This is a genomic window from Muricauda sp. MAR_2010_75 (assembly GCF_000745185.1).
In the GTDB taxonomy this organism is placed as follows: Bacteria; Bacteroidota; Bacteroidia; order Flavobacteriales; family Flavobacteriaceae; genus Flagellimonas.
Map to the genome: position 1 here is coordinate 1,848,094 of NZ_JQNJ01000001.1, position 20,714 is coordinate 1,868,807.

General features: G+C 42.0%; 21 protein-coding genes. 8 read left to right on the forward strand and 13 right to left on the reverse strand.

Annotation, left to right across the window (positions count from 1 at the left end):
• Position 1: 1 nt before the first annotated feature.
• From FG28_RS08230 to FG28_RS08240, 3 genes are all read right to left on the reverse strand, one after another.
• Positions 2 to 706 (reverse strand): hypothetical protein, encoded by a 705-nt coding sequence (locus FG28_RS08230; RefSeq protein ID WP_036381791.1) that lies wholly within the window; start codon positions 704 to 706, stop codon positions 2 to 4.
• Positions 707 to 775: 69 nt separating this feature from the next.
• Positions 776 to 1,585, reverse strand: a complete 810-nt coding sequence (locus FG28_RS08235; RefSeq protein ID WP_036381794.1) for an SDR family oxidoreductase — start codon at positions 1,583 to 1,585, stop codon at positions 776 to 778.
• Positions 1,578 to 3,857 carry a M28 family peptidase gene (locus FG28_RS08240; protein WP_036381797.1) on the reverse strand — a complete coding sequence of 760 codons (2,280 nt, stop codon included), beginning with the start codon at positions 3,855 to 3,857 and terminating at the stop codon, positions 1,578 to 1,580. The genes FG28_RS08235 and FG28_RS08240 overlap by 8 nt, the downstream gene beginning before the upstream one ends.
• Positions 3,858 to 3,979: 122 nt before the next feature.
• Here FG28_RS08240 and FG28_RS08245 point away from each other — a divergent pair, with 122 nt between their 5' ends.
• Positions 3,980 to 4,450 (forward strand): CBS domain-containing protein, encoded by a 471-nt coding sequence (locus FG28_RS08245; protein ID WP_036386328.1) that lies wholly within the window; start codon positions 3,980 to 3,982, stop codon positions 4,448 to 4,450.
• A gap of 10 nt (positions 4,451 to 4,460) precedes the next feature.
• On the opposite strand, the gene FG28_RS08250 is transcribed toward FG28_RS08245, so the two are convergent.
• The 5 genes from FG28_RS08250 to FG28_RS08270 all read right to left on the reverse strand — a co-directional run bounded on the left by FG28_RS08250 (position 4,461) and on the right by FG28_RS08270 (position 9,855).
• Positions 4,461 to 4,814, reverse strand: a complete 354-nt coding sequence (locus tag FG28_RS08250) for a hypothetical protein (RefSeq protein ID WP_036381800.1) — start codon at positions 4,812 to 4,814, stop codon at positions 4,461 to 4,463.
• 9 nt (positions 4,815 to 4,823) lie between these two features.
• Complete coding sequence (locus tag FG28_RS08255; protein ID WP_036381803.1) at positions 4,824 to 5,396, reverse strand: pentapeptide repeat-containing protein; 573 nt, start codon at positions 5,394 to 5,396, stop codon at positions 4,824 to 4,826.
• Complete coding sequence (locus tag FG28_RS08260; protein WP_036386330.1) at positions 5,396 to 8,545, reverse strand: glycosyl hydrolase; 3,150 nt, start codon at positions 8,543 to 8,545, stop codon at positions 5,396 to 5,398. The genes FG28_RS08255 and FG28_RS08260 overlap by 1 nt, the downstream gene beginning before the upstream one ends.
• A gap of 79 nt (positions 8,546 to 8,624) precedes the next feature.
• Positions 8,625 to 9,116 carry a DUF6265 family protein gene (locus FG28_RS08265; RefSeq protein ID WP_036381805.1) on the reverse strand — a complete coding sequence of 164 codons (492 nt, stop codon included), beginning with the start codon at positions 9,114 to 9,116 and terminating at the stop codon, positions 8,625 to 8,627.
• A 37-nt stretch (positions 9,117 to 9,153) separates the two neighbouring features.
• Entirely contained in the window at positions 9,154 to 9,855 is a 702-nt protein-coding gene (locus FG28_RS08270) for an SIMPL domain-containing protein (RefSeq protein WP_036381807.1), read from the reverse strand.
• 127 nt (positions 9,856 to 9,982) lie between these two features.
• On the opposite strand from FG28_RS08270, the gene FG28_RS08275 reads away from it, so the two are divergent.
• Positions 9,983 to 11,119, forward strand: coding sequence for a glycerate kinase (locus FG28_RS08275; RefSeq protein WP_036386332.1), 1,137 nt, complete (start codon positions 9,983 to 9,985; stop codon positions 11,117 to 11,119).
• A 13-nt stretch (positions 11,120 to 11,132) separates the two neighbouring features.
• On the opposite strand, the gene FG28_RS08280 is transcribed toward FG28_RS08275, so the two are convergent.
• The 4 genes from FG28_RS08280 to FG28_RS08295 form a co-directional block, all read right to left on the reverse strand.
• Positions 11,133 to 11,735, reverse strand: a complete 603-nt coding sequence (locus tag FG28_RS08280; protein WP_036381809.1) for a GNAT family N-acetyltransferase — start codon at positions 11,733 to 11,735, stop codon at positions 11,133 to 11,135.
• A 122-nt stretch (positions 11,736 to 11,857) separates the two neighbouring features.
• The gene (locus FG28_RS08285) at positions 11,858 to 12,322 is read right to left on the reverse strand and encodes a hypothetical protein (RefSeq protein ID WP_036381811.1); all 465 of its coding nucleotides are present in this window, start codon (positions 12,320 to 12,322) and stop codon (positions 11,858 to 11,860) included.
• 47 nt (positions 12,323 to 12,369) lie between these two features.
• Complete coding sequence (locus FG28_RS08290) at positions 12,370 to 12,864, reverse strand: Dps family protein (protein WP_036381814.1); 495 nt, start codon at positions 12,862 to 12,864, stop codon at positions 12,370 to 12,372.
• Between the two features lie 146 nt (positions 12,865 to 13,010).
• On the reverse strand, positions 13,011 to 13,235 hold the full coding sequence (locus FG28_RS08295) for a hypothetical protein (RefSeq protein WP_036381817.1): 225 nt from the start codon (positions 13,233 to 13,235) through the stop codon (positions 13,011 to 13,013).
• A gap of 162 nt (positions 13,236 to 13,397) precedes the next feature.
• On the opposite strand from FG28_RS08295, the gene FG28_RS08300 reads away from it, so the two are divergent.
• The 6 genes from FG28_RS08300 (at position 13,398) to FG28_RS08325 (ending at position 19,561) form a co-directional block, all read left to right on the forward strand.
• Positions 13,398 to 14,159, forward strand: a complete 762-nt coding sequence (locus FG28_RS08300) for a LytTR family DNA-binding domain-containing protein (RefSeq protein ID WP_036381820.1) — start codon at positions 13,398 to 13,400, stop codon at positions 14,157 to 14,159.
• 106 nt (positions 14,160 to 14,265) lie between these two features.
• Positions 14,266 to 15,765 carry a CRTAC1 family protein gene (locus FG28_RS08305; protein WP_081894268.1) on the forward strand — a complete coding sequence of 500 codons (1,500 nt, stop codon included), beginning with the start codon at positions 14,266 to 14,268 and terminating at the stop codon, positions 15,763 to 15,765.
• A complete protein-coding gene (locus FG28_RS20080; RefSeq protein WP_197062566.1) occupies positions 15,758 to 17,953 on the forward strand; it encodes a molybdopterin cofactor-binding domain-containing protein in 2,196 nt (731 codons plus the stop codon). Before FG28_RS08305 ends, FG28_RS20080 begins: the two co-directional genes overlap by 8 nt.
• Before the next feature lie 156 nt (positions 17,954 to 18,109).
• Positions 18,110 to 18,442: a single-stranded DNA-binding protein gene (locus FG28_RS08315; RefSeq protein ID WP_036386334.1), complete on the forward strand. Its 333-nt coding sequence runs from the start codon at positions 18,110 to 18,112 to the stop codon at positions 18,440 to 18,442.
• 131 nt (positions 18,443 to 18,573) lie between these two features.
• Positions 18,574 to 18,996, forward strand: coding sequence for a hypothetical protein (locus FG28_RS08320; RefSeq protein ID WP_036381825.1), 423 nt, complete (start codon positions 18,574 to 18,576; stop codon positions 18,994 to 18,996).
• A 121-nt stretch (positions 18,997 to 19,117) separates the two neighbouring features.
• A complete protein-coding gene (locus FG28_RS08325; RefSeq protein ID WP_051947232.1) occupies positions 19,118 to 19,561 on the forward strand; it encodes a hypothetical protein in 444 nt (147 codons plus the stop codon).
• Between the two features lie 287 nt (positions 19,562 to 19,848).
• Here FG28_RS08325 and FG28_RS08330 read toward each other — a convergent pair whose 3' ends face one another.
• The gene (locus FG28_RS08330; RefSeq protein WP_036381828.1) at positions 19,849 to 20,691 is read right to left on the reverse strand and encodes a phosphatase PAP2 family protein; all 843 of its coding nucleotides are present in this window, start codon (positions 20,689 to 20,691) and stop codon (positions 19,849 to 19,851) included.
• Positions 20,692 to 20,714 lie beyond the last annotated feature (23 nt).

Genomic DNA, 20,714 nt, shown 5'->3' on the forward strand with positions numbered 1-20,714 from the left:
CTTATTTTTCCCCACCCTCTCCCTCAGGTTTTTCCTTGCGGGATTGCAAAGCTTGTTTGCTCAAACTGGCCAAGTTAAAATTAGGGTCGATTTTTAATGCTTCATCTATGGAAGCAATGGCACCATCAATATTATTCTTGTCCATATTGTACGTGACCAATCCCTTCAAGTGATAAAAAGCGGCTTTTAAGGCAACTTCGTAAGGTTGTTGCCTTTCATAAAAGGCATATTTCATGTCATCTTGGGAATTGGCAATTCCATATTCAATATTGGACATTGCTCCTGCATTGTCACCCGTCTGGATTTTTAAATCGGCCAATTCATAGGCCAAGTACGCTGAAGGGTCTCTTTTGTACAAAATCTCAAAGTGCTCCAATGCCCTTTTAGGTTGGTTCAGGGCCTTCAAGGAAACCGCCTTTACCTGAACGGCAAGATCGGAATCTGCTTCGTTTTTCTCAATACCTATAGTGTTCAAGGCCTGCATGTGTTGGCTGTTGTTCATATAAACAAAGGCCAAGGTGTCTTGACGTTCTTTGGAAGGGGAAAGCACATTCAAGTGTGTCAATGCCCCAATAACGCCTGTAACGTCGCCTTGCATGCGCATTTCTTGGTAATAGGCCTTGTAGTGCTCTAAAAGTTCGTTTTTGGTCTGGGAAATTCCACTAAAGCCGATAAGCATCAGCAATACGAATAGTGTCTTTTTCATTCATCTTCAATTTAGTGCGCCAAAACTAAAAAAATTATTTATATCATCCTGTTAATAATCCCATAAGTATCAGGATATAATGGAGGTGGTGAATGCATACCCTTTGTCCAAAAAATTCTGACTTATGATTACTTTGGCCTTGCTTTTGGATAAATCGGTGGCGTAGTTGGGTGTAGGAAGCCCCCTTTTTGTTGCTTCGGAAAGGTAATAATCGCTCTTGTTGGGATGAAACGGATTTACACCGTTAAAGATTTCACCCCAATATTGGTTTTCCAAAATTGTAAGAATCATGTGGATACAATCTTCCAGATGGATGAGATTGACTGGGTCGTTGCCGTTGGTAAGATGTGTTTTTTTGGACAACATTGTCACAGGGTGGCGATCAGGACCAATGAGGCCGCCAAATCGGATGATGGTGCAAGAGAGTTCAGAGTCATTCCAAAAAAGTTGTTCACTCTCGATCAACTGTTTCCCAGATTCGGTAGTAGGTTTTGGAGGTGTCAGTTCGTTGATTTCCCCTTCCAAATCACCATACACTGAAGTGCTGCTTACAAAAATCACCTTGGTCAACCCATTTTTTTTGATTTCGGAATGCAACAACACCATTTTATCCACAAAGCTTTCGGTGTTCTTACCCCGTAATCGAGGTGGAACGTTGATGATCAATACATCAATATGGGATAAAAAGTCTTGAATAGCGCCTTGGATGGCAGTGGGTGTCAATGTTATTTGAAAAGGCCGTATTCCTTCTTTTTGGAGTTGTTTCAGCTTGTCTTCAGAGGTGGTGGTTCCGAAGACCTCGTATGAATCCTGAACAATTCGTTTTGCCAAGGGCATCCCCAGCCACCCACAACCCAATACACCAATTTTTTCACTCAAACTTTATGGTTTTTATGGTCAATATAGCATCATTTAGAACAAAAGGCATGGGGATACTGGTTTTTGGTCTTTTGGGAATGCTAAAATCTTTATGGGAGAGGAGGTCATTGGATGCTTCGTAAAAAGACAATTCCAATACTGAATCTTTTGGGAAACTTAGTTCCAGTTCGGTATATTCATTATTTGTGATGTAATGGGTGACCAATCTGTTCCTCCGTTTTTGTAAAAAGTCCTCGGATAATGGAATGCGGTTTACTTTAGCGATGTTCAGAGGGACCGAATTGGTATATACATCCAAGCGATTGACATTCCGTTTTGGGGTGACACAGACCTCAAGAATACGATTTTCACCAATAATGGTGTCCTTTACGGTGTCTATCCAAGGAAGTGTAATATCTTTTTTTGGAGCCTCGGCAATATAGGTAAGCTTTGTGGCATATTTACTGGATAAGGTTTTGTACTCATCAGGCCCAGGTTCCCTTTTTTGGTCCCCTAAAAATTGGTTGTTCCATCCAATCGGACTATGATCATAGGTTGCCCAAATGGCAGAGTTTTCATCGGCATTGTACACATAGAGCAAGCTACTGGGTTTGGGTCGTTCCTCATTAAAGTCGGAGCTGATATGGCTCGAAATACCGAACGCAAAGAACAGGAACAAAGACAAATAAGCAAGAGTATTCTTATTCTTTAGTTTGCTGAAAAAGGGCAGTGCCAAAAAGAACAACAAGGTTGTGAACAGAGTGGTGGCAATCATCATTTTCAATCCCAGCCCTACGGGAAACATTTTTATGAACGGGGAATACATAAAAATGGCAGGCAGTGCCAAAAACACCAACAAAAAAGGATTGGGTTCTTCTTGGTTGATGGTGACCATAAAAGCGGCCAACAATCCAAACAAAGGAATTACGAAAAAGCTGGCACCGGGCAAATAGTAGGCCACTAGCCCAGAGATGATCAGCCAAACAAAAGTTGGGGCGACCAACAGGTTAGGTGTGCTGGTTTTTCGGAACTGATGGTACATCCAGAAACAGACAGCCAAGGAAAATAGCACATAGACCACAATGTAGGTATGTCCGTTGTAGGTGAACCCATGTAGCATGTCTTTAAAACCAGGATACCACCAGGTGATAATGTTCCAACAGAAATAGCCAACAATACCATTGATGGCCAGTGTGAGCAATAAGGGGACAAAACCTTTGAAAGTATCCTTTAGTTGGAGTTTTTTCTTCCGAAATCCATCAAAAAGCAGCAACACAAAGAGCAAAACCACAATACCGAACATGGGCCAAATCCAATCAAATGGATAGGAAACCAGCCTAAAAAATGGCAGGTTAAAATATATGTAGTCATCCAAGCTTTTCAAATTGCCTAGATTTGTATCTGAAAAATAGTGCAAGAGGGGCATCAAATAACTGCCTTGGTGTGCTAAGGAAGTTCTGTCCAACCGTTCATAATTGTCCAAAGCGGTATGATAATCGAAATGATCATCGATAAAAGCAAAATTGAAACCCTCAATATCGCCATCCTCCCTAAAAACGGTCAAATCTGTGTCATTGGGCAGCATTTTGTAAATACTATAGGCCAAGGAATTGGCCACTGGATATATTGGATTGGCCTCTGTGAATTCTTTGATCAATTTCCCATTTCCACGATTGGTCTCAATGAGCATGTAGCTGGGCCCTCCACTACCGCGAGCTTCAAAATTTAGGACGAGCCCCACATCTTTGGCCCAAGGATGGTTGTTCACAAAAAGGTCAGCACCGTTGAGTCCCAATTCCTCTGCATCGGTAATAAGGATGATGATATCATTTTTAGGGGTCTTGTTTTCAGCCAAAAACGCTCTGACGCCCTCTAAGATGGTAGCTACGCCACTTCCGGCATCACTTGCCCCGTAGGAAGAGTGTGGGTTACTATCGTAATGTGAAAGCAATAAAAGTGCTTTTCCATCATCTGAGCCTTTTATTCGGGCCAAGATATTGGTGGCTTTGCTCAAATTGCCCCAATCGCCAGCCGTATATCCTTCTTGAGTAATGGTTTCCAGTCCCATTTTTTTGAGTTCCGCAATGATGTAAGCTCTAACCCGGGCGTGGCCTGAAAATCCTACAGCGTGGGGTTCAATGGAGATATTTTTAACATGGAACAACGCCCTATCCGTGGAAAAGTGCTCCTGAACCGTATCCTCATCTGGGGAATAGGAGGGCATCAAGGATTTGTAACTCCAATACACTGCAAAAAATAGGAGTAGGAGAGCGAGGGTTTTTGAGAATTTCATGATTTGGTCTTGTTGGTATATAAATGTATGAATTTATGAAAGGTTCGTACATTTTAACGTTAAAAATTAGACAATTCTCTAAAAAAGTTTATATTTATTGTTCAACTCTAAATATTAACCTTATGGCTATCAAAAGTTTTCAAGGCGTGCGTTCCAAAGAGGAGTCCAAGAAAAAATACAATGCTCCTATTTTGGTAGAGGACTATATGACCAAAAAGTTGGTTACGTTTACTCCTGAACAGTCCATTTTGGAAGTTATGGAAGCTTTTGCCAAGTACCATATTTCCGGTGGGCCCGTGTTGGATGGCAATGGGTTTTTGGTTGGAATTGTATCTGAAGCGGACTGTATGAAACAGATTTCGGAGAGCAGGTACTTTAATCAACCCATTTTGGACAAAAGCGTAGAGCGTTTCATGACCAAAAACGTGGAGACCATTCCCCATGATATGAGTATTTTTGATGCTGCAGGGGTTTTTGACAGGCACAACAGAAGGCGTTTGCCTGTAATGAAAAACGATATCCTTGTAGGGCAGATCAGTCGCAAGGATATTGTGATAGCAGCATTAAAACTCTGTTCCCATAATTGGAAGTAGTTTTTTTCTGTTATTCCCGTTTCACAATCATATAATAATCATTGTCCAGCGGTAAATATCCAAGATCATATACAAAATAGTAAGTGCTGCCTTTTTTGGTGGTGTATAGGTTGGTGATGTACTCAAAATCGAAGCCTTTGTCCATCAACCGCATTTTTGTGGTGGTGGTTTTGCCATCTTTTAAAGGAAAACTGTCCAAAATGCGATAGTTCTTTCTGAGTTTGTTGTTGATGTTCCGGACCAGGTTTTTGCTGTCTTTATTGAGACGGTTGTTGTAAGCATTGCGGCAATGGTCCGAGCAGTATTTTTGGTCCACCCGTCCCAGCAGTTTTGCGCCACATTCCAAACATTGTCTTTCGGCCATGATATAAGATTAGGTGACCACAATATCATATTTTTTTAGCAAACCGATCAACCCATCTTTGCTGAACTTGCTTTTTTTGAGGTGATTGACGGACGGGTCGATATTGAAATTCACAGCTGAGCTGAAATCAGCTTGCTCCAAATCCGTATCGTCAAAAGTAGCATCCTTTAAATCCGATCCTGAAAAGGAGCACCCTTTTAATTTTGTTTGTGTGAAATCAACCTGATGCAATTTGCAATCCTCAAAAGGGGTTTGGGGGAGGTCCATTCCATAAAATGAGGCTACCGAAAGATTGCACCCTTTAAAATGGAAAGTAGATAACAAAGGATTGCTCGTTTCAAACTGTAGCCCAACCATCTTACATTCCACAAAAGTGACATTGTTAAAGATGGTATGGGCAATGTTGGTGTTGGTGAAATCACATCCTTCAAAAGAACATTCCACAAAATTTTGATTGTCAAGAAATCCTTTGCCAAACGTACAATCCACAAAATGACAGTTCTCATAATCGCCCTTGGGCAATTTGTTCTGTATGTAATCCTGTTTTACAAATTCTTGGTCTATCCAAAAGGACTCAGCCATTACTCATCGGTTAATATTATAGCTGGAATTTCCAAGGACTTGAACATTTGGTTGTACTCCTCCATACCACTGCCCACTATGGCATTCTTTTCATCTTCATAGGTTTTCCATTGGGCCAATAGGTCTTTAAGCCGCTCTTTGGCACCGTCGGTCACCTTGGGGTCCGCCACATCCACAAACCCTTTTAAATGCATGAATTCCGCATTGAGCTGGTTCTTGAAATTGATGACGTCCTGAAAGGTCTTTTGCTGGGGCTGAATCAGCTTTTCTTCCCACGTAGTGATGCGCTCCAGTAATTTTTTGCCGTTTTTCAGCAATTCCTTGGCGTCTTCACGGTCTTTGAGCAAATTTTCATACTGTTTTAACTGGGTCTTGGCACCGCGCATTTGGTTTACAGCCTGGTGCATGCCCTTTAAGGTTGCTTCAATCGTTGTCAATACGGATTGCTGCTCTGCGTAGTCGGCAGGACTTGCTTCTATGCTGGGATTTGCCAAAACAACGGCATTGGTCTCCACAGTTTCACCCTCCATAGAAAGGCGAAGTGTGTATGTGCCTGGAGCCACTCGAGAACCTGCATAATCTCCATACACAAACACTTGGTCTACCGAAGGGATGGCATCTTTTGTAAAGTCCCACGTAAATCGGTTGTATCCTTTTTTGGAAGGCAAAACATCAGGTTTTGGAGGTCCGCCAGGCCAAGTCTTGAAGTCTTCTGGCTTTTGATTGGTAATGGTTTTAATGACTTTTCCTCCTGAAAGTACTTCCAGTTTCAGTTCTGTGGAATCCAATTTTTTAGGTAAATAATAGTCAAACGTAACTCCAGATTTTGGGTTTTGACCCAATCCCGGAACAGGTTTATCGGAACTACCTCCAAAAATTCGGTAGGTGTCTTTTGGGGTAACGATACTGAAAGTTCGCTCTTGTGTAAGGCTACTCTGAATGGCACCCAAATCATCCAAAATCCAAAAAGAGCGTCCCGCAGTGGCCGCCACAAGATCATTGTCGTAAATGACCAAATCATTAATGGGGACAATGGGAAGATTCAACTGTAGAGGTTGCCATAATTGTCCATCATTTAAGGAAACATACAATCCAGTTTCTGTACCGGCATAAAGCAATCCTTTTTGTTTTTTGTCCTCCCGAACAACTCTTGGAAAAGTGTGTTTTCCTTCAATACCATTAGTGATTTTGGTCCACGTTTGGCCATAATCCGAAGTTTTGAAAACATAAGGGGTCAAATCCATGAACTTGTACCGCATAGCCACCATATAGGCTGTGGCAGGGTCATGTGGGGAAACCTCAATACTATTGATAATACTTTCTTGAAGATTGGGCGGCGTAATATTTTCCCAATTTTCGCCACCATCTTTGGTGATATGCACCAATCCGTCATCTGAACCTGCATAGAGCACACCCCTTTCATGTGGAGATTCCACCAAATACATGAGCGTATTGTAGTTTTCGCCTCCTGCGGCTTCATTGGTGTAGGGACCACCTCCAGGGCCTTGTTTGCTTTTATCATTTCGGGTTAAATCTGGACTGACCACCTCCCAGCTAATACCACCATCTTGAGTTTTGAAGACCACATTTCCGGCGTGGTAAATGGTATTGTGGTCATGTGGCGAACTGATGATGGGCGCGTTCCAATTGTACCGGAATTTAAATTCTTTTGGCACCTTGCTCAGGCCTAGCTCAGGGTATTCCTTAATGGGTTTTAGCTCACGGGAAGCTCTCACCCATTTTTCAATGATGCCTTGGTAACAACCGCCATACACCACTTCGGGATTGTCTGGGTCAAAGGCCAAATAAGCACTTTCACAACCTGCAACATCGTACCAATCTTTCCAGTCGATGCCATCATCATTGGTTCTACTGGCAATGCCGATGGCTGAGTTGTCCTGTTGACCCCCGTACACATTATAGGGCACCAAATTATCCGTGATTACCCGATAAAACTGTGATGTAGCCTGATTTTGTTGTGTACTCCAACTTTTGCCACCGTTATTGGAAATGTTGGACCCACCGTCGTTGGAGTTGATCATTACTTGGTTGTTTTCTGGATGTATCCACAAATCGTGGTTATCACCGTGCGGCGTTGGAACAGGGGTGAAGGTCTTACCGCCATCTATGGACTTGGTCACAGGGGCGTTAAGTACGTAAACGATATTTTCGTCTTGGGTGTCGGCAAAGATTTCCATGTAATACCAAGAACGTGCAATATTGATGCGGTCTTTGCTCGTTTGTTGCCAAGTTTTACCAGCATCAACACTTTTGTAGACGCCGCCTTTTTCACCTTCCGCTTCAAGTACAGCGTAAACCACATCGGAATTGGCTCTTGAGACAGAAATTCCCGATTTGCCGAATTCCTTGGGAAGCCCCTTCTCCAGTTTTTTCCACGTTGTACCACCATCGGTGGATTTGTACAGACCGGAGGAAGCACCACCGGATTCCATGGTCCAAGGATATCTTCGGTGTTGCCACATAGCCGCATAAAGAATCAAAGGGTTGTTCATATCCATGGAAAGGGAGGAAGCTCCAGTGTTTTCATCCACAAAAAGTACTTGCTCCCATGTTTCTCCACCGTTGGTGGACCGATAAATACCGCGTTGTTCCGATGGACCGTATTGGGCACCTTGGGCAGCAACAAATAAAATATTGGGGTTGGTGGGGTCTATGATAACATCCGAAATATGACGAGTTTCATCCAACCCAATGTGTTTCCATGTTTTTCCAGCATCGGTAGATTTGTAAACGCCATCTCCCATACTGGTCATAACGCCACGGGCAGGGTGTTCTCCCATACCGACCAACACCAAATTAGGGTTGCTTTCTGATACAGCGATATCCCCAACCGTTCCGGTTTTCAGCTGTCCATCTGAAATATTGTTCCAATTGAGTCCGTCATCCGTGGTTTTCCAGATGCCACCTCCGGTGGTCCCCATGTAATAGGTATGGAGCTGACCCACAACTCCGGTGGAAGTGACGCTTCGCCCTCCACGAAAGGGACCGATGTTTCGCCATTTTATCCCTGGAAATAGGGAGTCATTGACGATTCTTGTAGAGGTTTCGGATTTGTTTTTTCGCCTTTGGGCATGTGAGGGAGCAATGGCCAATAAAATGGCACATAGAAGTAGTAGTTTGATTTTCACGAGCATTGAATTAGTTAGTCTGTTAAAGATACTAATTCAAAACTATTCTGTGTACCCCTTGAACGCGCTTAAAATTTATTTACTTGACCCGTTTATACGCAAAAAGTACTTCTTCGGATGAATCTTTTGATTCAATAAGAACCCACATGTTTAGTTGGTCCTCGCTCACTTTCTCTATGGTGAAACCCTCAAAATAGGCTTTGTTCTTTTCGATTTTCACCAATCGGAAATCCACAGTTTCATTTTTCTCCTCCCAGCCTCTCAAATTCTTGTCAAAATGCTTCAGTTGCAAGATGATGGAATTGTCCACCTCTTGAATATGTCCTACTTCATAAAAAGAAACTTGATTATCGGCCACCAACCGGAAGACGAACATCATGGAACCGCCCATGGGTTCACTCCAAATTTCTTCGGCCAGACCGCCAAAAGCCTCACCTTGCCAATGTCCTGAAATCCAGGAAACATCTTCCAATGTGGCATTGGGTGAAGTTTGTCCTTCGGACAACTGCAAGGTTTCTTGTGCGGAAATCATTCCTACCTGAAACAGCAAAATGATCAGTATTGTTCTCATGGTATCAGTTGTTTAGTAAAAGACGATTTGAACCAGATTAATTGGACAACGCAAACTTTACATTGACCGTGGTCTCCACCTTGATTTTTTCAAAATCAATGTCCAACGGTTGAGCTTGGCCCATATCCGCAGAAACCGCTTTCATTTCCATCATAGGAGCTTGATTGTATCTCGGGTAATACGGCTGTGAGTTGTCCATAATATGAATGGCCAAACCTACCTTCTGTCCAAGCGGTTTGGTAAGGGCGTCCGCTTTTTGTTTGGCTTTTTTCACGGCTCTCGCTTTCAACTCCAGTTCCAATTCATCCATTTTGGAATATTCGGTTTTTTCCAAAAAGGCATTGGCAATATCCAATTGTTCCAGGGCGACCATGACCTCGGCGGCCTGCTTTCCGCTATAGACCAAAAGGGAGTATTGTTTGCTCTTGAGCACTTCTTTTCCGCGTAGAAAATACTTTTCAAAATTGCTGCTGAGGTCCTTTATCACCAATTGTTTATCCAAATCGATTCCCAAAGCTTTTAGCCGTTGTGCCATCTTGTTTTCTTGTTCCTCAACAGAAACACGTCCCTTGGAATCCTTTTCCTGAATGGTGATGTTGAGGTAGATTTTATCGGGGGTTACCAAGGTGTCCACTTGCGCGGAAGTTTCCAGATAGGGAACATCCAAAAAGCTTTTGGATTGTGCAAATAGGGCCGTTGAAAATAGAAGCGTGATTATAGGAATGATTACTTTTTTCATGATTTTATTTTTTGATTAAAGGTATATACTTCCCCCTTGGAAGCAAAACCTGTGCCGTTTTATTTACATGAAAAGTCCAGACGTTCAAAAACCTATAGTTTCTTCAATTTTTGAGTACATTGTAGGAATGAAATTTGTTTTGGCTCCAGATAAGTATAAGGGTTCGTTGACCGGACATGAGTTCTGCGACGCGGTGGAAAGCGGTATCAAAAAGGTCTTTCCCCAAGCGGAAATACTAAAAAGACCCTTGGCCGATGGTGGTGATGGTACTATTGAGGTGGTGGCCCATTATCTCAATGCCCATTCCGTTTCTTTGGAGGTCACAGACCCCTTGTTCCGAAAAATAAAAACCGATTATCTGCTTTCCAATGACAAGAAAACGGCCTTTATTGAAATGTCAGAGGCCTCGGGATATAAATTATTGACCAAGGCAGAAATGAACTGTATGCACACCACCTCTTTGGGAACGGGAGAAATGATAGTGGACGCTTTGGAAAAGGGTGCCCAAAACATTGTTCTTGGAATTGGAGGAAGCGCCACCAACGATGGGGGTATGGGCATGGCAACGGCTTTGGGCTACGAGTTTTTGGATGCGAATGGGGAAAGCTTGGAACCTGTGGGAAAGAATTTGTCTCGCGTGCAAGAAATCCGAAGTGAAAATGTGCATAAAAAACTGAATGGAGTGAATATTCAGGTGGCCTGTGATGTCAACAATCCATTGTACGGGGAAAATGGCGCAGCCAAAATATATGGTCCCCAAAAAGGAGCTTCCCCCGAGGAAGTGGAACAACTGGATAAAGGTTTGGAACATTTCGCTCAGGTTCTTCAATCCACATTTGGGATTGATGTGCAACAAATTCCGGGTGCCGGAGCCGCGGGTGGCATGGGTACCGGAGCAGTGGTTTTTTTAAAAGCCAAATTGGTCTCTGGTGTGGATTTGGTGATGCAATTGGCCAATTTTGATGAAGCTTTAACCGATACGGATTGGATCATTACCGGCGAAGGGCAACTGGATGGGCAAACCTTTTCTGGAAAAACAATTGCAGGAGTCATTCAATCAGCAAAAATGAAAGGAGTTCCCATAGCGGCGTTTTGTGGTTCGGTAAATGTGACTATTGAAGAAATGCAAAAAATGGGCTTGGATTATGCCGTTTCTATCTTAAATCAAGTAGGAAATTTGGACGAAGCCAAGGCGAAAAGTTTCAAAAATTTGGAACTGGCCAGTTATAATTTTGCCCGTGTGTTGAAGCAAAGCAAAGCTTGATTGGTAGCTTACCTTATTTAGATGCTCCCCGTTTCATTTTAAACTGCAAGGCGGTTTTCACCGTTTTCCATTCACTGTCCAAAATGGAAAAAACCACCGTGTCTCGAAGATTTTGTTGTTCATCAATCCGATGATTTCTAAGAATTCCATCCTGTTTGGCCCCTAGCCGTAATATGGCATTTCTGGAGGGGAAGTTGTGGTAATGGGTTCTAAACTCAACCGCAATACAGTTTAGAGTTTCAAAGGCATACTTCAGCAAAAGGTATTTGCATTCGGTATTGATACCTGTGCGCTGTGCGCGTTGTGCATACCAAGTCGACCCAATTTCCACCCTTCTGTTTTTGGAGTCCGAATTCATGTAACGTGTACTGCCAATAATTTTATTGGTTTTTTTGTCAATCACCGTAAAGGGCAAAGAATGGCCAGTTTGCTGTTCCAAAAGGGCCGTGTCCATATAGGAATTCATATTTGGCGGTGAAGGAACTGTGGTGTACCACAATTCCCAAAGTTTACCATCGGAAGCGGCAAAGACCAAGTCCACTTTATGTGATTTCTGCATGGGCTCAAGCCGCACTAGCTCCCCTTCAAGGGTAATAGGAAGTAGCCAAGGTTTCATAGGTTGTGTTTTGTGGTTCAAATATAATTGTAAATGGTTCGATTTGGGCAATAAAAAAAGCCGGGATTTCTCCCGACCCTCCAATCAATCAAAAAACGAACTTTGATTGAATTTGGTTGATGTTATGGTGTGGCTGTAAATTCTTCGATGATAAAGAAATCCTTGTTTTTGTCTTTGATGTAGTACATATCATCCAAGACATTGTAGCGCATTTTTCGGTCATCTACTCTAATTTCAAAGCCTTCATCCGTAGGTGACATTTCAAAAGCGTTTTTATCGGAACCTTTATACTTTAACATCGTATAACTGTCATAAGCAGTGTCCATATCATAATCAATTGCGATTAATTTTGTAACGAATGCAGGAACTGATTTTCGGTCTTGATTGACCATTCCTTTATCTTTTTTATTCAGTTTCATAGCATAATTTCTGTGCTCCATCACTTTTACGCTAAATTCTTTTTCTTTTCCATTTTCCGATACGGTATAGGTTTTAAGTTCTTGAGTGGCATTCATGACCCCGTCTTGCCCATATCCTACAAAGGCGGTGAGGGTTAAGAATGAAAATAGTGTCAATATAGTTTTCATAGTGTGTTTTTTAAGGTTTATAAATAGTTTTGTTTTTGGATTGCTTCCTATTTTAGATAGGAGGTGAACATCCAATGTTTTTTTTCGAGTTCGGTAATGAAATCGGTCAGCATTTTTTCAGTGGCCACATCACCGGTGTCCAATGAGGCATTTACTCCGTCCAGTAGACTGTCGTGGATAATTTCATAATCCTTAAGTACCTCTCGTACCATTTCCAGGGCAGACAAATTCTTTTCCTGTTCCTTGATTTTTGAAAGTTCCAATGTTCTCTTTAGCGAGAAATTGCTCTGAACCCCAAAAACACGGATTCGTTCAGCCACAACATCAATATTTTCCTTCACGGTATTGTATTCATTTTCAAATTCCTCGTGAAGCTCATAAAAGTCCGGGCCTTCTACATTCCAATGAAAGTTTCTGAGCTTGTTGTAGAAAACCTGATAATTGGCCAATACGGTGTTCAGGGCCACCACGATTTCTGCGGTTTCCAAATAGGTAAATCCAATTTTTTTAAATGTTTTATTTTTTGCTTTTACAGCTTCCATCTTTGTTATGTTTTTTCGTTCATAATTAATATACCTATCATTTAGAGCAAGTATTGATTCATTCGATGGAAATATTGATGCAAAACAATTTTAGAGGGTTTTTGGCTAGTCAAAAAACCTACGCAATTGGTGAGGAAAAGTCCAGTTTACGAATTGTTGATACTTTGGACAATGAACGTGTTGTTTAAGGAAAGATACATGTCTGAAGAAATATCGGTCACGTATTCCTTGGTACAATTGAATACTTTTTGGGGTTCTTGATTTTTTGGGTCATGTTCCTGAATGTAGATCACATCCTCAATGTCATACATTCGTTTTCCAAGACTAAATCGTTTAATGACCTTGTATTTATTGATACTTCGGATGGGCATTGAGCTATTTTGGTTTTTAACTGGGACACCTATGGGTAGGATAAAGTCACATCGCAGACGCATTTTTTGAATTGCCGGGGTTGCATTTGTGAATTAGGACTATTTAATAACTTTATGCTGATGGTAAAGGAGTAAATTAAATGCTATTGCCATCTTGTTCTCATGAAAACCAAGAACTTTTTAGGAATACTCACAATCATTGCCACCCTTCTTGCCGTGTTGATCCATTGGCGGGAATATTCCTCCCGGGATCAGATACCCCTCTGGTCCGTTTTTGCATGGCAATTGGTCATTTGGATGGCGTGGGTGCTTGGGTTTTACCTATTGAAGAGCGTAAGCAAGAAGACACTTTCCAAAAAGTATGGCAAATGGATTGGGTTTTTTGTAGGGCTAGTGTGGATTGCCTGCCATTTTGGATGGTTTTTTACGATCAGCGCAAACTTTAGCCCCTATCTGGATTTTCCCGAATCTCGATTTGGGGTTTATCGCTATTTCTTTATTTTTTGGACACTGATAGATTTTGGATTGCTTTGGTTTGTGATCGATAAATTATGGTCAAGACAGGAGCCTAGGGATGAGCCTGAAAATCCTATTTTGTTGGAGCTCACCCGAGGCGGCAAGACGTATTTTGTTGAACCCCAGCAGATACATTCCCTGACTTCGGAAAACTATTACACTAAAATCTCTACTACTTTAGGTGATTTTGTGATGCGAAAGCCGCTCAAGGAATTCCACCACATTCTGCCCGCCAAAATGTTCCGAAAAATTCATCGGTCCACCATTGTCAATGTCAATTATGTTTCTGAATTGGCGGGCAATACATCCCAAGGGTACGAACTGATTTTAAAGGATGGCAGTGCCCACAAAGTAAGTCGTAGCTTCTCAAAGGAGATTTTACATTTTTTCAAGGAACGGACGCACTAGCACCATTCACTATCAAAATTCTTACCGTTCGCTGCAAATGCCTATTGGCATCACTTTTATTGGATAGTTTAGGGTAGGGATTTCTCCCATCAAATACCCTGAATAAATGAAATACGCACTGCTGTTTTTATTACTGATGTGTACATTTTGTATATCCACTGCCCAAGAGGTGCAATTCAAGAAATTGCACCTGGAGGGTCTTCCGCAAGGCTCAAGAGGAGTGTCCATTGCCGATTTGGATGGGAATGGTTATCTGGATTTGGTCATTGCCAATCAAGTGGATTCTACCCAACTTTTGGGCAATACCATTTATCTCAATCAAGGAAATCAGTTTAGTGGAAAAGCTATTTCAGACAACAATATTCAGGCTTGGAGCGAATCTGTCCACACTGTGGATGTGGATAATGACCACGACCTGGATATCTTTTTTACAACACAGTTTGGGACTCAAAACCTCCTGTATCTGAATGATGGAGAGGGCAGTTTCACACCAATGGAAGCTGGGGACTTAACCAACGATATAACCAATTCTCCCGGAGCGTGCTGGTGCGATTTTGATTTGGATGGCGATATGGATGTGTTCGTGGTGAATCGTGATGGCGAACCCGATAATTTATATGTCAATACTGGGAAAGGCATGTTCACCCGACTGTCCAAAGGGCCATGGCTCTCTAATAAAGGTGATGGACGGTCATGTGCTTGGGGAGATATCAATGGAGATGGGATATGGGACCTTTATGTGGCCAATTTTGTGGTGAAGGACCAACAAGGCCAAGTGACTCAAAAACATAGAAACTATCTCTATTTGGGAACAGCACAAGGTGGATTTGTGGAGGAAACCAATGGCGTGCACGTTGAAGAGGAGAACGCCACTTATGGCATTTCGTTGGTGGATTATGATTATGATGGTGATTTGGATGTCTATGTCTCCAATGTTTCTGTATCCGATGAGAATGCACTCTATGAAAATTCAGGAAAGGGGCAGTTTACAAAATCAAATAAAGAAATGGCCTATGAAATCCATCGTCCATCAAAGGGGCAGACATGGGGTGATTTTAATAATGATGGTTGGTTAGACCTCTATGTGGCCAATGGTACGGAAGGTTATCCAGAGATTCAGAATTTCCTCTTTTTGGGTAGAAAGGATTTTTCCATGCAACGCGTATATAACACATTGCCCGCCATTGAAGGCCATATTTCGGCGGGAACAGTTTCGGGAGATTTGGATAGGGATGGTGATTTGGACCTCTATGTATGCAATTGGGGAGGGGAGGCAGAACACAACGATTGCTACATCAACCTTAATCCAATAAAAAATTGGGTTGTCTTCCAATTGCATGGAGAAGAATCAAATACCTACGGCATTGGAAGTTGGGCCAAACTAACTTTGGATGATGGAACAGTCTTGACACGCTATTTCATTCGCGAAACGGGTTATGGTAGTGAAAACGCATCTGAGATTCATTTTGGCCTGGATGATTCGAAAATCCAAAAAATCCAGATTGAGTGGCCTTCAGGTATACAACAAACGGCAACAAATTTGGAAGCCAATCACATTTATGAAGTTGTCGAAGGGAAAGAAATCAAAAAACGAAATCATGAATAACACATTGAACAGAAGAAATTTTATGCAGTTGACCGCATCGGCAAGTGGTGCTTTGGTATTGGGGTTGCATTTTCATTCCTGTATGCCCAATGAGCCTGCGGTTAATTATCCACTATTACCCCTCATCGAAATTGATACAGAGGGTTGGGTGACCCTCATCGCCAAAAACCCCGAAATAGGACAAGGGATTAAAACAGCTTTACCTATGATTCTGGCCGAGGAGCTGGGAGCGGATTGGAACAAGGTAAAGGTGGTTCAAGGCGATTACAACAAAATGTATGACGAACAATGGGCCGGTGGCAGCTATGCTGTGATTCTAAATTGGGATATGATGCGTACTGCGGGAGCCAAGGTTAGAAACGTTCTTATTGATGTTGCTGCCAATAGGATACAAAAACCAGCGATTGAATTCAAAACACAAGATGGTAAGGTAACCCATATAGAAACCGGAAATAGTATTCCCTTTGGGGAATTGGTGGCAGAAGCTTCGCAAATGGAGCTACCAGAGGAGGTGACCTTCAAACCTTCAGATGCCTACACTATTGTGGGTCAAAGCCTTCCTCATGTAGATTCGAAGGAATTGGTGGATGGCAGTGCTAAATTTTCCATCGATATTAAACTTCCGGGAATGGTATATGCCACAGTGGTAAAAAACCCTGTACATGAGGGTAGTGTTGAAAGTTTTGATGATACCGCAACTGGGGCTATGGAGGGAGTCGTGGATGTGATAGCGTTACATAATGCAGAGTACGGAGGGAGGTTGTTGGGCCCCAACAGTCCCAATTTTGTGAATGGAGTGGCTGTTATTGCCCGTACCACTTGGACAGCATTCAAAGCTGCGGAAAAACTGAACATAAAATGGGACAATTCCTATTCCAGAAAAGAAAACTCGGAAGAACTATTAAACCGATTTAGAGAACAACTGGACCATACTACCATGGTACGGAAAGATGGAGATTTTAATACCGTAAAAAAGAATGCGGTTTCAGTATGGGAACAAACCTATGAACTCCCTTTTTTGGCCCATGTGACCATGGAGCCCATGAACTGCACGGTCGATTTTAGGGAAGACCTTTGTGAAGTATGGGCACCGACCCAAAATCCAGAGGCTTTGGAACAAGGACTGATTAAACTTTTTGGTTTAAAACCAGAACAAATTAAAATTCATCTGCCACGCATTGGTGGTGGATTTGGAAGAAGATACTATGTGGATTACGCCATGGATGCCGCAGTGCTTTCAAAAAAAATGGGAAAACCTGTGAAACTGACTTGGACAAGGGAGGAAGACATTAAACACGATTGGTATCGCCCGGCAAGTGTCCAAAAATTGACCGCAGCAATGGATGGAAATGGAAAAGTAGTGGGATGGCAACATATTTTGGCCAATGCCTCAAGGGTTACATCTTTGGGCAGGGAGGGAGACGCCGCCGGAACCGAAATTGATGAATATGAATTTCCTGCCGGATTTGTTACTGATCTTCAATTTGAATACGGCCATGTATTGAGCGATGTTCCACTGGGGCAGTGGCGTGCGGTTGCCCAGTCGGCCAACGTATTTACAACACAAAGTTTTTTGAACGAGCTGGCTGTTTTGAACCAAAAAGACCCCATTGATTATTTTCTTGATTTTGTAGGTCCAGCTCGCATGGTTCCCGTTGTTGGGGACTATGAATACGATGTTGGCCGTTTGATTGCCGCAGTGGAGCAAGTCAGAAAAAACAGTCGTTGGGATGAACCCTTGCCCAAGGGCCAAGGGAGAGGTTTTGCTGCAGCCAAGAATTCTGGTTCATTTATAGCAGAAGTGGTCACCGTTGAGGTCACTGAAGACGGGGATTTAAAAATTTTACGTGTGGATGCTGTGGTGGATTGTGGTATAGTGGTCAATCCATCTGGAGCTAAGGCGCAGGTGGTTGGAGGAATCTTAGAAGGGCTTTGCGCAGCACTGTATGGTGAAATTACCATTCTGGATGGTGCCACAGAACAATCTAATTTTCATGATTACCCTTGGATGCGTATGAAGGAGGTCCCAGAAATGCACGTGGATTTCATTGCAAATGACCTGCCACCAAGAGGATTGGGAGAACCCCCATTGCCTCCTGCCGCTCCAGCTTTGACGAATGCCATTTATGATGCATCGGGGATTCGCATCCGAAAGCTTCCCATTCAAAATCAATTAAAAAATAGTTAGTTATTAGGCACCTATATCTTTTTCCAATCATTTACATCCGATTACAAACGAAAACAAATGTTTTAAAACCGATTTGTGGTTTTTGTTGATTCTATGTTTGCCCTGTCGAATTACAAGTTCGATGGTGTTAACTGTTTAATCCTTAAATCTATTATTATGAATTCACTTAAAAACAAAGTACAGTTGATTGGAAACTTGGGAAATGACCCAGAAATCATTACTATGGAAAACGGCAATAAACTGGCCAAATTTTCAATCGCTACCAATGAAACCTACAAAAACTCGGAAGGCGAAAAAGTAACCGATACCCAATGGCATAACGTTGTAGCTTGGGGGAAACTGGCTGAAATCGCGGAAAATTACCTTACCAAAGGCAAAGAAGTGATGATTGAAGGCAAGTTAATGTCCCGTTCCTATGAGACCAAAGAAGGAGAAAAGCGCTATATCACGGAAGTTAAGTGCAACGAAATGTTGATGTTGGGGAAATAGCATCCCATACAGATTATCGGAAAAGGGGGCAATTTGTCCCCTTTCTTTTTGTTTGATCTGTTTTTGCAATAATTTAATATAGAACAAGGTAACTATTGGGGTGGTTGTTCGTCTAATGAAGAGAGATTGCTATGAAAACCGTTAAAGCCCTTATATTGATTTTTGTCCTTGGCTCCGGACCCATCTCTTTGGCCCAAGAGCTTGATACCACTGTGTATGATCTTCAATTTTATGAAAGGTTGGCACAACGCGATGCAGCCTATGAACGAGAACTTCGGTTTTCCAATGAAAAAGACGAACAGGACTATTGGGACGATCAGAAGAACTTTGAGCAATTGCTCCTACAAAAAAATCCCAAGGCCTATCAGGTGTATATCAGCAACAAGGGACCATCCTATATCCAACATATCCAACAATGCCAAAAGGAATGTATGCATGGCGATTTATACAGAAGAGAAGTTTCCTCTTTTCTGTTGGAAGCCTCCAGAGATTCCTTGTATGGGCGGTCACTCTCCGTTACAAATTCCAGGAAAAATCTAAGCGATTTTAAATAAATATTGCACTTTAGAATTAGCTGTCAATTAGGGTATTTTCATTTCAAGTTGTTATAAAACTGAACGCACGATTATCTCGTAGGTAATCATGAAAAGGAAATTTGAATTAAAATTTTACAAGATGAAGTATTTCGGTTTTTTAATAGCCCTGTTCACTTTTACATGTACAACGCAGTCATTTGCTCAAGAAGGAGGAAAAGAAAATGCAGCGCAAGATAAACTCTCGTATTACGAGCAACGGGCCAAGGAAGATGCAGCGTATGAGCAGTCCTTAGCTATGGAGAATGAAAGTGACGAGGAAGACTTTTGGGGTGACCAAAAGCAGTATGAGAAAGATTTAAAAAAACGGGATAAGGAAGCGTACAAAGCCTATATGAAAGGGAAAAGGGATGCATATGCAGAACATGCAAGGCACTGTAGCCATCGTTGTTACCATAGTGATCACTACTATCACCATGCGTCTTTTTATTACAGCTACCAAGAATACCATTATCCTAGCAGGAGAAGTACCATAAGAACAGGTATACGTGTTGGAACCCCAAGCCTTAGGGTCGGAATTTTCTAGACGAAGACTATCATATCCATAAAAAACGCTCCTTTAAGGAGCGTTTTTTATGCAACTTTCTTTAAAAGGTCAAAGCAAGGACATTTTTTGCACCGTTTGCTTTCCCTTTTCTTGTATTTCTCACAGCATTTTGATTTTAGATTGCCATGGGATGACAATTCTTTCAGCAATGCTTTTTTGAGTTTCTTTTTTTCCTTCTTCTTTCCCATCACAAATAGAGATGGGACAAATCTAACTATTTTAATTAAATCTAAATAAGAAATTAACACAATTGTAATTCCAATCGGTTAAAAATGAAGTGATACCCCCATTGTGCTGGGCCCGAAAGAAAGGTTCCAACTTACATTTTTAGGGTTTTGGCTATTGTACTTTTCATTGTATTTGGAATCCAAATATTTGTCGATGGATTCCACAATAAAAATGCTCAACACTGTACTGAAGGCTACATCAGAAACCCAATGAAAATCATCCATGACCCGCACCAATCCCGGAATGGAACCCACGGTATAGAGACCTATTTTCACCCAGGGACTTTTAAATTGTTTCGCAATGGCATAGGCATTGCTAAAGGCCAACATGGCATGTCCAGATGGAAATGAATCATAGTCATAGACCCTATCCAAGTGAAACGGGTCGAATGTGGAAGAGCTTGCACCACTTTTTGGTCGTGCCCTCCCAATAATACGTTTGCTTACCTGTTGTAAAAAGCCGCCAGCCGTTGCTGAGGAAATAAGCAGCACCCCGGTTCGTCGCAATTTTTCATTTTTGGTGAAAAGTCCCGCCAAATAAACTCCGCCAGTCAGCATGTAGTTGTTTTCAGGACTTCCATACTCATGGCCATAATCCATTACAAAATCGGGAACATCTTCCCGAAATCCATTTTTCCAATCATTGAGTTGATCGTCTACAGTAAAAAGAAGCAAGGTGCCACCGGCCAAATAGCCAAAGTTGGCCCAATCGTTTCCTTTCCAATGAAACGGTCGGGAATAGGAATAACAAACCCCGCCAAACATATTGCCAACGTCATACGTAAAGTTGTTCCAAAGGTTTTTTCCCTTTTCAGTTTGTAGTTCCTGAGCGCCAAGTGGCACAACTACAAGTAGTGCAAGAAGGTATTTCAATAATTTCATGAAGGTTGAAAACTAAATAGTCG

Bases quoted from the DNA above. Each gene is read 5' to 3' on its own strand.
- FG28_RS08230 (WP_036381791.1), bottom strand. From the start codon at position 706: ATGAAAAAGACACTATTCGTATTGCTGATGCTTATCGGCTTTAGTGGA.
- FG28_RS08240 (WP_036381797.1), bottom strand. From the start codon at position 3,857: ATGAAATTCTCAAAAACCCTCGCTCTCCTACTCCTATTTTTTGCAGTG.
- FG28_RS08245 (WP_036386328.1), top strand. From the start codon at position 3,980: ATGGCTATCAAAAGTTTTCAAGGCGTGCGTTCCAAAGAGGAGTCCAAG.
- FG28_RS08250 (WP_036381800.1), bottom strand. From the start codon at position 4,814: ATGGCCGAAAGACAATGTTTGGAATGTGGCGCAAAACTGCTGGGACGG.
- FG28_RS08255 (WP_036381803.1), bottom strand. From the start codon at position 5,396: ATGGCTGAGTCCTTTTGGATAGACCAAGAATTTGTAAAACAGGATTAC.
- FG28_RS08265 (WP_036381805.1), bottom strand. From the start codon at position 9,116: ATGAGAACAATACTGATCATTTTGCTGTTTCAGGTAGGAATGATTTCC.
- FG28_RS08270 (WP_036381807.1), bottom strand. From the start codon at position 9,855: ATGAAAAAAGTAATCATTCCTATAATCACGCTTCTATTTTCAACGGCC.
- FG28_RS08275 (WP_036386332.1), top strand. From the start codon at position 9,983: ATGAAATTTGTTTTGGCTCCAGATAAGTATAAGGGTTCGTTGACCGGA.
- FG28_RS08280 (WP_036381809.1), bottom strand. From the start codon at position 11,735: ATGAAACCTTGGCTACTTCCTATTACCCTTGAAGGGGAGCTAGTGCGG.
- FG28_RS08285 (WP_036381811.1), bottom strand. From the start codon at position 12,322: ATGAAAACTATATTGACACTATTTTCATTCTTAACCCTCACCGCCTTT.
- FG28_RS08290 (WP_036381814.1), bottom strand. From the start codon at position 12,864: ATGGAAGCTGTAAAAGCAAAAAATAAAACATTTAAAAAAATTGGATTT.
- FG28_RS08295 (WP_036381817.1), bottom strand. From the start codon at position 13,235: ATGCCCATCCGAAGTATCAATAAATACAAGGTCATTAAACGATTTAGT.
- FG28_RS08300 (WP_036381820.1), top strand. From the start codon at position 13,398: ATGAAAACCAAGAACTTTTTAGGAATACTCACAATCATTGCCACCCTT.
- FG28_RS08305 (WP_081894268.1), top strand. From the start codon at position 14,266: ATGAAATACGCACTGCTGTTTTTATTACTGATGTGTACATTTTGTATA.
- FG28_RS20080 (WP_197062566.1), top strand. From the start codon at position 15,758: ATGAATAACACATTGAACAGAAGAAATTTTATGCAGTTGACCGCATCG.
- FG28_RS08315 (WP_036386334.1), top strand. From the start codon at position 18,110: ATGAATTCACTTAAAAACAAAGTACAGTTGATTGGAAACTTGGGAAAT.
- FG28_RS08320 (WP_036381825.1), top strand. From the start codon at position 18,574: ATGAAAACCGTTAAAGCCCTTATATTGATTTTTGTCCTTGGCTCCGGA.
- FG28_RS08325 (WP_051947232.1), top strand. From the start codon at position 19,118: ATGAAGTATTTCGGTTTTTTAATAGCCCTGTTCACTTTTACATGTACA.
- FG28_RS08330 (WP_036381828.1), bottom strand. From the start codon at position 20,691: ATGAAATTATTGAAATACCTTCTTGCACTACTTGTAGTTGTGCCACTT.